The sequence below is a fragment of the Delftia sp. PE138 genome (genome assembly GCF_018320755.1).
In the GTDB taxonomy this organism is placed as follows: domain Bacteria; phylum Pseudomonadota; class Gammaproteobacteria; order Burkholderiales; family Burkholderiaceae_C; genus Comamonas; species Comamonas tsuruhatensis.
Genome location: NZ_JABEPN010000001.1, coordinates 808,586 through 822,043 on the forward strand (window position 1 = coordinate 808,586; position 13,458 = coordinate 822,043).

The window sequence follows — 13,458 nt, forward strand, 5'->3', positions numbered from 1 at the left end:
TGAGTGCGTATGGTTCAGGTCGGAGAGGGCATGCGCGCCAGCCGGGCGAGGGCGGGCGGATGCGAGTAGTAGAAGCTCACGTACCAGGGATCGGGCGTGAGCGTTGAAGCATTGTCCTCGTACAGCTTGAGCAGTGCCGAGGCCAGGTGGGCTCCGCTGGCCTGTTGCATGGCGTAGGTATCGGCTTCGAACTCGTCGCGGCGCGACAGGGCCGAGAACAGCGGGGTGACAAAGAAGCTGAACACTGGCACGGCCAGCAGGAACAGCAGCAGCGCCACGGCCTCGTTGCCGGCGCCGATGCCGCTGTGTCCCAGCGCAAGGTCGAGACCCGGACGCACGCCCAGGCCCAGGTAGAACCACAGCTGCTGCGACAGCCAGCCCAGCAGCGCAAAGCCCGCCAGGCTGGCGGCAAACATCAGCAGCATGCGCTTGAGGATGTGGCGGTGCTTGAAATGGCCCAGCTCATGCGCGAGCACGGCCTCCACCTCGTCGGCGTCCAGCTGCTTGAGCAAGGTGTCGAAGAACACCACGCGCTTGGAGTGGCCGAAGCCCGTGAAATAGGCATTGGCATGTGCCGAGCGGCGGCTGCCGTCCATCACGAACAGGCCCTTGGCCGTGAAGCCGCAGCGCTGCATCAGTGCGCTCACGCGCTCCTTGAGCGGGCCGTCCTCCAGTGGATCGAACTTGTTGAACAGCGGTGCGATGAAGGTCGGGAAGATCCACATCAGCAGCAGGTTGAAGCCCGTCCAGACGGCCCATGCCCAGAGCCACCACAGGTCGCCGGCCGAACCCATGAGCCACAGGATCAGTGCCGCAATCGGAAGGCCGATGGCTGCGCCCATGGCCGTGGACTTGGCGGCATCGGCCAGCCACAGCCGCAGCGTCATCTGGTTGAAGCCGAAGCGCTGCTCCAGCACAAAGGTCTGGTAGAGCGACAGCGGCAGCTCCACCAGGCCGGAGATCAGAGCAAAGCTGGCCAGCAGCGCCAATTGCTGCCACAGGCCGGCGCCCATCCATTCCAGCAACTGCTGGTTGAGTGCATCCAGCCCGCCCAGCAGCGTCCATGCGAGCAGCACCACGGCGCCCAGCGTCATGTCGATCAGGGCAGCGCGTGCCTTCGCCAGTGTGTAGTCGGCGGCCTTCTGGTGGGCGGCCAGGCTGATGCGCTGCGCAAAGGCCTCGGGCACCTGCGCTCTGTGGCCTGCCACATGGCGAACCTGGCGCGAGGCCAGCCAGGCGCGCAGCAGCCACTGGGCCAGCACGGCTGCGGCAAACAGCAGGGAAAGCGTCGAGGAAAAATCGGGGTTGAAGACCATGTGGCCGCAGTGTAGGCGACAATTTGGGCCATGTCCGAAGCCTCCAGCGCCTGCATTCCCGTCCCCGCCGAATCCGGCACGCCCGTCACCCTGAGCAAATCCGACCTCAATCTCGTCTGGCTCGACTGCGAGATGACCGGGCTGCAGCCCGACACCGATCGCATCATCGAGATCGCCGTGGTCGTCACCAGCCCGGACCTTGCCACGCGCATCGAGGGTCCTGTGTTCGCCATCCATCAAAGCGATGCCCTGCTCGACGGCATGGACGCCTGGAACAAGGGCACGCACGGCAGGAGTGGCCTGATCGAGCGCGTCAAGGCATCGACCACCACCGAGGCCGATGCGGAAGCCGCGCTGATCAAGTTCCTGGCGCAGTACGTTCCCAAGGGCAAGGCGCCGCTGTGCGGCAACAGCATTGGCCAGGACCGGCGCTTCATGGAGCGCTACATGCCCAAGCTCAACGACTTCTTTCACTACCGCAACGTTGATGTCAGCACCCTCAAGGAACTGGCCAGGCGCTGGAAGCCCGATGCTTACGCATCCTTCAAGAAGGCCCAGCGCCACACGGCGCTGGCCGATGTGCATGAGTCCATCGATGAGCTGGCGCACTATCGCGCACGCCTGCTGAGCGTCTAGCGCCCGGAGCCGGGCCCTCCGGCCATTTTTGTGCAGGGGGCTTGCGGGAAAACCCCAGGAGTGCGACAATCTACAGCTTGCCTCCATCAACAAGGGGCAATTTGCACATCTCCATCACACAAGGGCTCCTGCGCTGTGTGTCTGAGGTCGATGTCCACAGACCTCCATGAAGGCTTTCATGGATGGCGGGACCATCGGTTTCGGACCAGCCGAAAACGCCCATCCGCCCTTTTGCGAAGGGCCGGTCAAGTCTGACGGTGGATGTTGACCCAACCGTCGAGAAAAGCGTGGCAGATCGCTGACTGCGCGTGCTTTTCGTTAGAGCCATTCATGAACGACATCTCTCAAGAGCAGGGCATCATTGCCGCTGCCGATTCCTCTTTTGCTTGCGCTGCCCAAGCCTCTTCCGTGCTGGACGCCGCCGTTGCCGGTGCCGAGCAGGCCGCCGAGTCGCAGGCCGCTGCTGAAACCGTCGAGGGCGCCGAAGCCGCTCAGGCAGCTCCCGAACTCCCCAACGCCTTCGTCGAGCTGGGCCTGGCTGAAGAGCTGGTCCGCGCCGTTGCCGATCTGGGCTACACCCAGCCCACGGCCGTGCAGGCGCAAGCCATTCCCCTGGCCATGGGCAGTGGTGATCAGGCCTTCATCGACCTGATGGTTTCCAGCCAGACCGGCTCGGGCAAGACCGCCGCCTTCCTGCTGCCCGTGCTGCACACGCTGATCCAGCAAAAGGCTGACGAGGAAGCCGCCATCCGCGCCGAATATGACCGCCAGTGCGCCGAGGCCACTGCCAGCGGCCAGCCCACGCCCAAGCGCAACAAGCGCAAGGACCCCACCAATCCCCGCAACTTCAAGGCGGCCGTTCCCGGCGCCCTGATCCTGTGCCCCACGCGCGAGCTGGCTCAGCAGGTGGCGCATGACGCCATCGAACTGGTCAAGCACTGCCGTGGCATCCGCATTGCCAACGTGGTGGGCGGCATGCCCTACCAGCTGCAGATTGCCAAGCTGCAGAACGCCAACCTCGTGGTGGCCACGCCTGGCCGTCTGCTGGACCTGCAGCGCTCGATGCAGATCAAGCTCGACCAGGTGCAGTTCCTGGTGGTCGACGAGGCCGACCGCATGCTGGACCTGGGCTTCTCGGACGATCTGGCCGAAGTCAACGACCTGACGGCCCAGCGCAAGCAGACCATGATGTTCAGCGCCACCTTCGCGCCCCGCATCCAGCAACTGGCCATGCGCGTGATGCATGACGGCGGATCGGGTGTGAAGAAGGTCACCATCGACACGCCCCAGGAAAAGCACGCCAACATCAAGCAAGTGCTGTTCTGGGCCGACAACTCCCAGCACAAGCGCAAGCTGCTGGACCACTGGCTGCGCGACACCACCATCAACCAGGCCATCGTCTTCGCATCGACCCAGGTCGAGTGCGACGGCCTGGCCAACGACCTGCAGCAGGACGGCTTCTCGGCCGTGGCGCTGCACGGCGCCCTGAGCCAGGGCCTGCGCAACCGCCGCCTGATGGCGCTGCGCAGCGGCCAGGTGCAGGTGCTGGTGGCGACCGATGTGGCGGCACGCGGCATTGACGTGCCCTCCATCACCCACGTCTTCAACTACGGCCTGCCCATGAAGGCCGAGGACTACACCCACCGCATCGGCCGCACGGGTCGTGCCGGTCGCGAAGGCGTGGCCGTGACGTTCGCGGAATTCCGTGACCGCCGCCGCATTTTCGATATCGAAGGCTACAGCCGTCAGCAATTCAAGGCCGAGGTGATTCCTGGTCTCGAGCCTGCACAGCGCGCACCCAGCAGCAACGAAGGCCGTGGCGGCCGTCGTGGCGGCGGCTTTGAAGGCCGTGGTGGTGATCGCCGAGGCTCCGCCGGCGGTGGTCGTGGTGGTTTCGGTGGCGACCGCGGCTTCGGCGGTGGTGACCGCGAGCGCAGCTTTGGTGATCGCGGTGGCGACCGTGGCTTCGGCCCCCGCCGTGATTCGGAAGGCTATGGCCGCAAGGCCGGCTTCGGCAGCTTCGGTGGCGGCCAGCGTGAAGGCGGCTTCGGCCAGGGTCAGCGCGAAGGCGGCTTTGGCCAGGGCCAGCGCGAAGGCGGCTACAGCCAGGCTCCGCGTGAAGGCGGCTTTGGCCGTGGCGGCGAAGGCCGTGGCTTCGGCGGCGACCGTGGCGCTGCGCGCGGCGGCGACCGTCGTGAGGTTGCTCCCCGCGATGGCGGCCACCGCGATGGCGGCTTCCGTGGTGCATCCGGTGAGTCGCGTGGCTTCGGCGGTGAATCCCGCGGCGGCTTCGGCGGTGGTGAGCGCCGTCCGGCCTTTGGCAAGAGCGCTCCCAAGCCTTACTCGCCCCAGGGCGGCGATCGCAAGCGCGCCGTGCGCTGATCGATTCCGGCTTTGCATGCAGACCGGCCCTTTGGGGCCGGTTTTTTTTGGGCAATCCGCCTGCCTGCCTGGCGCTGCCTGTGTTCGTGGCGCAGAACCTGCTGTCTGGCGGGCTCTGCGACTGCCATAATCGCGGCGCGGAGGTGCCCTGTGGAGTCTTTGATCGCGTCCAGTGTGGATTTTGAGCACATGTTCGAACTGGCCCCCGTCTCGCTATGGCTGGAGGACTACAGCGCGCTCAAGCGCCTGCTCGACCAGTGGCGAGCACAGGGCGTGACCGATCTGCAGGCGCATTTTTCTGCCCATCCGCAGGCACTGCAGCAGTGCAGTGCCGCGCTCAGGGTGGTTCGCGTCAACCAGCGCACGCTGGACCTGTTCGGCGCCGCGGACCAGCAGACCTTTCTCGACAGCCTGGGCCAGGTGTTCCGTGACGACATGCATGCCGGCCTGGCCTGCGAGCTGCAGGAGCTTTGGAAGGGCTCGCCGACTTTTGCCAACCGCACCGCCAACTACACGCTGGACGGGCGCCGGCTGGACGTGCAGATCCGTGGCCGCATCCTGCCCGGCCATGAGGAGCTTTGGGATTGCGTGCTGGTGTCGCTGGAAGACGTGACGGCCGAGATGCGCAGCACGCGGCAGCTGCACCGCAGCGAGCAGTACTCGCGCGACCTGTTCGAGTACTCGCCCGTGTCGCTGTGGGTCGAGGACTTCAGCTCCATCAAGCGCCTGCTCGACGATGTGCGCGCCCAGGGCATCAGCGATTTCGCCACCTTCCTCAAGGTGCATCCGGAATTCATCTCGCGCTGCATGCAGGAGATTCGCGTCATCGACGTGAACCGCCAGACGCTGCGCATGTTCGGTGCCACCGACAAGCTGCAGCTGCTGAGCCGGCTGGGCCGCATCTTCCGCGATGAAATGATCGACTCCTTTGCCGATCAACTCCAGGACCTGTGGAACGGCAAGCTCGTGCAGCACCGCGAAGTGGTGAACTACGCGCTGTCGGGCGACACGCTGCACATCCACATGCAGCTGGCCGTGCTGGACGGCCATGCGGACGACTGGGGGCTGGTGCTGCTGTCCCTGGTGGATATCACGGCACGCAAGAAGGCCGAGGCCTATCTGGAATACCTGGGCAAGCACGACGTGCTCACCCAACTGCGCAACCGCGCCTTCTATATCGAGGAATTGAACCGCCTGGCGCGCAAGGGGCCGTGGCCGCTGGCCGTGATCGCCATCGACATGAATGGTCTCAAGGAGGCCAATGACGAGCATGGCCATGCCGCAGGCGACGACATGCTTCGCCGCGTGGGCGAAGTGCTGACCAAGGCCGTGGATGCGCCCGCTTGTGCGGCACGCGTGGGCGGCGACGAATTCATGGTGCTGCTGCCAGCCTCGGACGAGCGCGGCGCCGAAGCCGTCAAGGAGCGCATCCTGTCCCTGCTGGAGCTCAACAACCAGTTCTATCCGGGTCAGCTGGTCAGCCTGTCCATGGGCGTGGCCTGTTGCAACGAGGGCAGCCAACTGGAGGCCACCGTGTCACGCGCGGACCAGGCCATGTATGCCGAAAAGGCGCGCTACTACAAGGAAAAAATGCTGGACCGCCGCGCGGGCCGGGCATAGACGCCCGGGATCCCGGGAGCAGTGGCCTTCAGGCCTCCGAGGCATGCCGCCCGATTTCGGGCCAGCGGTGATGCAGGTAGATCCACGACGCCAGCCCGATCAGCATCATGCTGATCGAGCCCAGGGCCAGCAGCACCGTCGAATGCATCACCAGCGGCGCCAGCACGCCGGCCACGATGCCATTGGCCGTGGAGCCCACCACGGCCTGCAGCGATGAGGCCAGGCCGCGCCGCTCGGGATGGATGTCCAGTACCAGCAAGGTCACGACGGGCACCATCATGGCCCAGCCGAAGGCGAACACACCCACGGGAATCAACGCCCAGCTCACATGGGCAGGCCAGATCAGGTTGGCAACCAGGTTGACGATGGACACCACGAACATGATCAGAAAGCCGTGGCGGATCTGGTGCTTGGGTGGAATGCGCCCGGCCAGCCGGCCGCTCACCCAGGCGCCGCCCATGATGCCCGAGATCGAAATCACGAAGAACCAGAAGAACTGCTGCGGCTGCAGGTGCAGCAGGTCGCCCAGGAAGGCGGGGGCCGACAGCACGTACAAAAACATGCCGTTGAACGGCACGCCGCTGGCAAAGGCCAGCAGCACAAAGCGCGGATCGCTGCACAGCGCCTTGTAGCCCTGCATCAGTGGCTTGAACCGGAAGGGCTGGCGCTGCGCCTGCGGCAGAGACTCGGGCAGAAAGCGCCAGTTGATGCTCCACAGCAGCACGCCCACCAGCGTCAGGAACCAGAATACGGCCGCCCAGCCCAGGTGCACGAACAGCCAGCCGCCCAGCACCGGCGCCAGCGCCGGGGCAATGCCGAAGAAGATGGTGATCTGGGCCATCACGCGCTGGGCCTGGGCAGGCGGAAACAGGTCGCGCACCACGGCGCGCGACACCACGATGCCGGCGCCCGTGGACAGTCCCTGCAGCGCCCGGAACAGCACCAGCTGCGTGATGTTCTGCGACAGCGCGCAGCCTGCCGAGGCCAGCGTGAACACGGCCAGTCCCCATAGCACCACGGGGCGGCGGCCAAAGCTGTCGGCCATGGCGCCATGGAAAAGGTTCATGAAGGCAAAGCCGAACAGATAGGCCGACAGCGTCTGCTGCATCTGCAGCGGCGTGGCGTTCAAGGCCTGGGCGATGCCCGAGAAGGCCGGGATGTAGGTATCGATCGAGAACGGCCCCAGCATGCCCAGGATGGCAAGCAGGACGGCCAGGGCCCAGCGCGGGCCCTGCCAGAGCGGGGAAACATTTTGTGGCATGCAGGCGAGGCGGTTGTGCGCTGCAGGCGGGCCACAGGCGCAGAAGAGGGCCGCACACTCATGCGTCTGCGGCAGGGTGACACTGTAGCGGCTTGGCTGGAATCCGGTGTGACGGATGGCTTGGCGAATGACCTGGGCGATGGAATGAGTCGATAGTTTGTATCTAAATGATATAAATATCGATAGAATTTATATTTTCCGCCCGCATGCACAGGTCCGCCGTGGGGTGGATGGCATGGTTCTGGGCGCTTTCGCCAAGGATCTTTCATGACTGTTTCTCGCCGCACGTTGATATCAGGCCTGGCTCCGGCCGCGTTGCAACTGACCGCCGGCGCTGCCTGGTCCAAGGGCCACCGGCTGCAGCTGTCGGCGGCCTATGGCGATGGCATCTTCCACACGCAGAACCTGCGCAATTTCGCGGCACGCGTGGGTGCCGACACCCGGCAGTCGCTGGAGATCGAGGTGGTGTCCGGCTCGGCGCTCAAGCCCATGGCGCAGGTGCTGCCTGCGCTCAAGCGCAATGACCTCCAGTTCGGCGAAGTGCTCATGTCGTCCTGTGCGGATATCCACCCGCTGCTGGCCATGGACTCGCTGCCTTTCATGGTGCGTGGCTTTGACGAGGCCGCGCGCCTGTGGCAGTTGACCCGCCCCGTGCTGCAGGAGTTCTTGCTGGTCCAGCAGGGCGCGCGCCTGCTGTTTGCCGTGCCCTGGCCGGCGCAGGGTCTCCTGAGCCGGCGCCCGGTCCACAGCATCGCGGATCTCAAGGGCCTCAGGCTGCGTGTGCAAAGCGATGCGACCAAGCGGTTGGCCGAGCTCTGGGGGGCGCAGCCGGTGGTGATTGCCGCAGGCGATCTGGGTGCCGTCGTGGAGCAAGGTGGCATCGATGCCATGATTACCTCCAGCGCCACGGGCGCCGACATCCAGGCCTGGAAGGCCATGAAGGTGTTTCTGGATATCAAGGCCTGGATTCCCAAGAACATGCTTTGCGTCAGCGAACTTGCTTGGAGGGGCTTCACCGAGCCCGAGCGCCAGGCCATCGGCCGCGCTGCCGAGTCGGCTGAAAAAGAGGGCTGGGCGCTGGCCCAGCAGGCCGATGAGCTGGGCAAGAAGATCCTTGCCGACAACAAGGTGTCCGTGGCCGCGCCGTCGGCGGATCTGCGCCACATGCTGGATTTGGTGGGCGAGCGCTTTGGTCGCGAGTGGGTGGCCAAGGCCGGCAGCAGCAATATGTCGGTGCTGATGGAGTACAACAAGAAAAGGCACTGAGCGCCGGTGCGCTGAGTGCCTTTTTCGGGGTGTTGGTGGTGGGCCCTGAGTGATTCGAACACTCGACCAACGGATTAAGAGTCCGCTGCTCTACCAGCTGAGCTAAGAGCCCCACGTATTTCTGCGTGGCTGCCTGAAGAGATCAGGCAAAGGAATTCTTGGTGGGCCCTGAGTGATTCGAACACTCGACCAACGGATTAAGAGTCCGCTGCTCTACCAGCTGAGCTAAGAGCCCCCTCGGGTATTCCGAAGGAATCAGCCTGGATGAATCCAGGCTGAAAAGGAATTTTTGGTGGGCCCTGAGTGATTCGAACACTCGACCAACGGATTAAGAGTCCGCTGCTCTACCAGCTGAGCTAAGAGCCCCAAAAACAAGTCTGCGCTGCAAACGAGACCACAATTATGCGGCATTTTTGGCGTGCTTGCAGGAAGACACGCCAATTTTTTGGTTCATGGCGCGATCTCGGCATGCGCGGCCTGCGTGACGTCGGGAACGCAGGCACAAAAAAAGGCGGCCGAAGCCGCCTTGCCTTGGTGTCTGCGCTTACATCAGCAGATGTTCGCCTGCGTTGTCACCGCCCAGGATCACGTAGTTGACCTTGCGGATGTCCATCAGCTTCTTGCCGCCCGAGTAGCTGATGGAGCTTTGCACATCCTGCTCCATCTCGATCAGGGTGTCGGCCAGAAGTCCCTTGACGGGCTCGAGGATGCGCTTGCCTTCGACGTGCTTGTACTCGCCCTTGTTGAAGTCCGAGGCCGAGCCGTAGTACTCCTTGAAGCGCTGGCCGTTTTCCTCGACCGTCTGGCCCGGCGATTCCTCATGGCCCGCGAACAGCGAGCCGATCATCACCATGGTGGCGCCAAAGCGCACGCTCTTGGCGATGTCGCCGTGGCTGCGGATGCCGCCGTCGGCAATGATGGGCTTGGTGGCCACGCGCGCGCACCACTTGAGCGCCGACAGCTGCCAGCCGCCCGTGCCGAAGCCCGTCTTGAGCTTGGTGATGCAGACCTTGCCGGGGCCGATGCCGACCTTGGTCGCGTCGGCGCCCCAGTTCTCCAGGTCGATCACGGCTTCGGGCGTGCCCACGTTGCCGGCGATCACGAAGGACTTGGGCAGCTTTTCCTTGAGGTAGCCGATCATGTTCTTCACGCTGTCGGCATGGCCGTGGGCGATGTCGATGGTGATGTATTCGGGGCACAGGCCTTCGGCGACGAAGCGGTCCACGGTGTCGTAGTCGGGCTTCTTGACGCCCAGCGAGATGGAGGCGAAGCAGCCCTTGCCCTGCATCTCGCGCACGAACTGCACGTTGTCCAGGTCAAAGCGGTGCATCACGTAGAAGTAGCCGTTGCGGGCCAGCCAGGTGCAGATGCTCTCATCCACCACCGTCTTCATGTTGGCCGGCACGGCCGGGATGCGGAAGGACCGACCGCCCAGCTCCACGCTGGCATCACACTCCGAGCGGCTTTCCACGCGGCACTTGCGCGGCAGCAGCAGGATGTTGTCGTAGTCGAAGATTTCCATTTGATTCCAAGCTCCATGAAAGGTCGCGGCAGGAACATCCCTCCGCGATGGGGCGCTTGGCTTGGAGGCCGGTCTTGCGGGCGGCGCGGGCGGGCCGCGTCGCCAGGGCGGCTGTGGCCCGGGCACAAAAAACCGGACCGCAAGAAACTTGGGCCCGGTGATTGATTCTATACGTTGCCGGCGGCGGGCCTGGGCGCCCTGTCGATATAGCGGTTATAGCAATGGCGTTATGGACCGGGAAGATGCGCTGCATGTGTCGAATGCGGGAAATGCAGCATGGCTTTCCCCGCAGGCCAGGGCGCTTCCTACAATGCCGGGATGTTCCCGATCGATCTGCTCGACGGCGCCTCCGGTGCCGCACCCGCCTCCAACTCCCCTTTGCTGGCCAACCTCAACGAGGAGCAGCTCGCTGCCGTCACGCTGCCGGCCGGCCATGCGCTGATCCTGGCCGGCGCCGGCTCGGGCAAGACGCGGGTGCTGACCACGCGCATCGCCTGGCTGCTGCAGACGGGCCAGGCCACGCCGGGCTCCATCCTGGCCGTGACCTTCACCAACAAGGCGGCCAAGGAAATGCTGGCGCGCCTGTCGACCATGCTGCCCTACAACGTGCGCGGCATGTGGATAGGCACCTTCCACGGCCTGTGCAACCGGCTGCTGCGTGCCCACCACCAGGCGGCAGGGCTGTCGTCCACCTTCCAGATCCTGGACACGCAGGACCAGCTGTCGGCCGTCAAGCGCCTGTGCAAGCAGTTCAACGTGGACGACGAGCGCTTCCCGCCCAAGCAGCTGCAGTACTTCATTGCCGGCTGCAAGGAAGAGGGCATGCGCCCCGGCGACGTGGTGGCCAATGACCCGGACACGCGCAAGAAGGTCGAGATCTACCAGCTCTACGAGGAGCAGTGCCAGCGCGAAGGCGTGGTCGATTTCGGCGAGCTGATGCTGCGCTCCTTCGAGCTGCTGCGCGACGACGCCGCGCTGCGCGCCCACTACCAGCGGCGCTTTCGCCACATCATGGTCGACGAGTTCCAGGACACGAACAAGCTGCAGTACCAGTGGCTCAAGCAATTGGCAGGCGACGTGGTGGATGGCCGCCTGCAGGCCCTGGGCAGCGTGATCGCCGTGGGCGACGACGACCAGAGCATCTACGCCTTTCGCGGTGCGCGCGTGGGCAACATGCAGGACTTCGTGCGCGAGTTCGACGTGCGCCAGCAGATCAAGCTGGAGCAGAACTACCGCTCCTACAGCAACATCCTGGACTGCGCCAACGCTCTCATCAGCCACAACAGCCAGCGCCTGGGCAAGAACCTGCGCACCACCCAGGGCCCGGGCGAGCCCGTGCGCATCTACGAGGCGCCCACCGACATGGCCGAGGCGCAGTGGATGGTCGAGGAAATCCAGCAGCTCGTGAAAAAGGACGGCTGGCAGCGCCAGGAAATCGCCGTGCTCTACCGCAGCAATGCGCAAAGCCGGGTGATCGAATCGCAGCTGTTCAATGCCGCCATTCCCTACCGCGTGTACGGCGGGCTGCGCTTTTTCGAGCGCGCCGAAATCAAGCATGCGCTGGCCTACCTGCGCCTGCTTGAGAACCCGCACGACGACACCAGCTTTTTGCGCGTGGTGAACTTCCCACCGCGCGGCATCGGCGCGCGCAGTGTGGAGACGCTGCAGGACGCGGCGCGCAGCGCGGGCTGCTCGCTGCACGATGCCGTCTCGGCGGTGCCGGGCGCGCCGGGCGCCAAGCTCGCAGGCTTTGTCGCCAAGATCGACGTGCTGCGCGAGCAGACCCAGGGCCGCACGCTGCGCGAGATCATCGAGGCCATCGAGGAAGAAAGCGGCCTGCTCGAGCACTACCGCAACGAAAAGGAAGGCGCCGACCGCATCGAGAACCTGCAGGAACTCGTGAACGCGGCCGAGAGCTTTGTCACCCAGGAAGGCTTCGGCCGCGATGCCGTGGCCCTGCCGCTGGACGAGCACGACGGCGCCAGGGCGCTGACGCAAAGCCCCGCCAGCCAGGGCCTGGACCCTGCGCTGCCGCTGCTGGACACGCCGCTCACGCCGCCGGCCGGCACCGTGGCCGGCATGGTCGATGCCGATACCGGCGAGACCCTGTCGCCGCTGGCCGCCTTCCTGACGCACGCGGCGCTGGAGGCTGGCGACAACCAGGCCCAGGCAGGCCAGGACGCCGTGCAGCTGATGACCGTGCATGCCTCCAAGGGCCTGGAGTTCGACGCCGTCTTCATCGGCGGCGTGGAGGAGGGCCTGTTCCCGCACGAGAACGCCATGATGGACCGGGGCGGCCTGGAGGAAGAACGCCGCCTGGCCTATGTGGCCATCACCCGCGCGCGCAAGCGCCTGTACCTGAGCCATTCGCAGACGCGCATGCTGCACGGGCAGACGCGCTACAACGTCAAGAGCCGCTTCTTCGACGAGCTGCCTGAAGAGGCGCTCAAGTGGATCACGCCGAAGCAGGGCGGCTTTGGCAGCTACGCGCCCCGCCCCGGTGGCGGCGGTGGTGGCGGCTATGGCTCACGCGATCGCGGCGGCTTCGGCAGCAAGGCCGAAGGCTGGCGCAGCGAGGTCTTCGCCAGCCCGCCCGTGCCCCCGCAAAAGGCCGACCCGGGCCACGGCCTGCGCGTGGGCCTGAACGTGTTCCACAACAAGTTCGGCGAAGGCAAGGTGCTGGCACTGGAAGGCACGGGCGACGACGCGCGTGCCCAGGTCAGCTTTGGGCGCCACGGCACGAAGTGGCTGGCGCTGTCCATTGCTAAGCTCACGGTCGTGGAATGAGGGCCGGGCTGCCGCGCCCGGCGCTCAGGGCTTGACTTCGAAGCTCAGCGTGGTGGTGTGGCGCACGTCGGTGTATTTCTTGCCGTCCAGCGTGACCGAGCCGTTGTCCACGCGCGCCGTCACCTCCAGCACGTACAGGCCCGGGAAGTAGGGCTTGAAGCTCACCGTGCCGTCCTGCGATGGCGTGAGCGTGCGGTACCAGCCCTCGCTGGTCTGCACATTGACCTGGCTGGCCGCGACCTTGCGGCCCTTGAACACCAGCTGGAACGTATCGCCGCCCGCCGTGGTGGGCACCAGCTCCAGGTCGTTCACGGCCTTGGTGTCGTTGCGGCCGAAACGGGCCTGGTAGTAGGTCAGCACGCCATTGGCGCCGGGGCGCGTGGCGGCGATGCGCACATCGCCCTGGCCTGCGTCCGCGGTGAAATGATTGGCCTCGGCCTTCAGGGGAAGGCTCTTGCCGTCGGGCAGGACCTGCTTGGCGTCCTCCAGGGCCGGCAGCTGTTGCAGCGGCTTGCGCAGTTCTCCGGCATAGGCCCGGGCCTGTCCTGCGTCCTGCTGCAGCCAGAGATAGTCGGCATGTGCAGCCGGCGCCGCCAGGGTGGCAGCGGCCGCCAGCCATGCGGAGGCCGTGCTGCGAAGGATGCGGGAAGCTGGGGTCATGGAGTCTC

Annotated in this window: 9 protein-coding genes and 3 tRNA genes; 5 read left to right on the forward strand and 7 right to left on the reverse strand. The window is 65.3% G+C overall.

The genetic code is table 11. The features are described 5' to 3' along the window. Positions 1-14: 14 nt before the first annotated feature. On the reverse strand, positions 15-1,316 hold the full coding sequence (locus HFGMBDPB_RS03705; RefSeq protein ID WP_046240658.1) for a M48 family metallopeptidase: 1,302 nt from the start codon (positions 1,314-1,316) through the stop codon (positions 15-17). 30 nt (positions 1,317-1,346) lie between these two features. Between HFGMBDPB_RS03705 and orn the strand changes: the two genes are divergently transcribed. From orn to HFGMBDPB_RS03720, 3 genes are all read left to right on the forward strand, one after another. After that, a complete protein-coding gene (gene orn / locus HFGMBDPB_RS03710; protein ID WP_016445790.1) occupies positions 1,347-1,952 on the forward strand; it encodes an oligoribonuclease in 606 nt (201 codons plus the stop codon). A 330-nt stretch (positions 1,953-2,282) separates the two neighbouring features. After that, positions 2,283-4,334: a DEAD/DEAH box helicase gene (locus tag HFGMBDPB_RS03715; protein WP_212644952.1), complete on the forward strand. Its 2,052-nt coding sequence runs from the start codon at positions 2,283-2,285 to the stop codon at positions 4,332-4,334. A 150-nt stretch (positions 4,335-4,484) separates the two neighbouring features. Next, positions 4,485-5,954, forward strand: a complete 1,470-nt coding sequence (locus tag HFGMBDPB_RS03720; RefSeq protein WP_016451114.1) for a sensor domain-containing diguanylate cyclase — start codon at positions 4,485-4,487, stop codon at positions 5,952-5,954. Positions 5,955-5,982: 28 nt separating this feature from the next. On the opposite strand, the gene HFGMBDPB_RS03725 is transcribed toward HFGMBDPB_RS03720, so the two are convergent. Beyond that, positions 5,983-7,215, reverse strand: coding sequence for a multidrug effflux MFS transporter (locus HFGMBDPB_RS03725; protein WP_047217405.1), 1,233 nt, complete (start codon positions 7,213-7,215; stop codon positions 5,983-5,985). Between the two features lie 267 nt (positions 7,216-7,482). On the opposite strand from HFGMBDPB_RS03725, the gene HFGMBDPB_RS03730 reads away from it, so the two are divergent. Beyond that, positions 7,483-8,481, forward strand: a complete 999-nt coding sequence (locus HFGMBDPB_RS03730; RefSeq protein ID WP_212644953.1) for a TRAP transporter substrate-binding protein — start codon at positions 7,483-7,485, stop codon at positions 8,479-8,481. A gap of 36 nt (positions 8,482-8,517) precedes the next feature. Here the strand turns inward: HFGMBDPB_RS03730 and HFGMBDPB_RS03735 are convergent. From HFGMBDPB_RS03735 to HFGMBDPB_RS03750, 4 genes are all read right to left on the reverse strand, one after another. Continuing rightward, positions 8,518-8,593, reverse strand: a tRNA-Lys gene (locus HFGMBDPB_RS03735). A 47-nt stretch (positions 8,594-8,640) separates the two neighbouring features. Beyond that, positions 8,641-8,716: transfer RNA gene (locus HFGMBDPB_RS03740), tRNA-Lys, on the reverse strand. 55 nt (positions 8,717-8,771) lie between these two features. Continuing rightward, positions 8,772-8,847, reverse strand: a tRNA-Lys gene (locus HFGMBDPB_RS03745). Between the two features lie 178 nt (positions 8,848-9,025). Continuing rightward, positions 9,026-10,003 carry a GMP reductase gene (locus HFGMBDPB_RS03750; protein ID WP_016445795.1) on the reverse strand — a complete coding sequence of 326 codons (978 nt, stop codon included), beginning with the start codon at positions 10,001-10,003 and terminating at the stop codon, positions 9,026-9,028. A 318-nt stretch (positions 10,004-10,321) separates the two neighbouring features. Between HFGMBDPB_RS03750 and HFGMBDPB_RS03755 the strand changes: the two genes are divergently transcribed. Then, positions 10,322-12,790 carry a UvrD-helicase domain-containing protein gene (locus HFGMBDPB_RS03755; protein WP_017407381.1) on the forward strand — a complete coding sequence of 823 codons (2,469 nt, stop codon included), beginning with the start codon at positions 10,322-10,324 and terminating at the stop codon, positions 12,788-12,790. A gap of 24 nt (positions 12,791-12,814) precedes the next feature. Here the strand turns inward: HFGMBDPB_RS03755 and HFGMBDPB_RS03760 are convergent, their stop codons facing one another. After that, positions 12,815-13,450 carry a hypothetical protein gene (locus HFGMBDPB_RS03760; protein WP_047326593.1) on the reverse strand — a complete coding sequence of 212 codons (636 nt, stop codon included), beginning with the start codon at positions 13,448-13,450 and terminating at the stop codon, positions 12,815-12,817. Between the last annotated feature and the right edge of the window lie 8 nt (positions 13,451-13,458).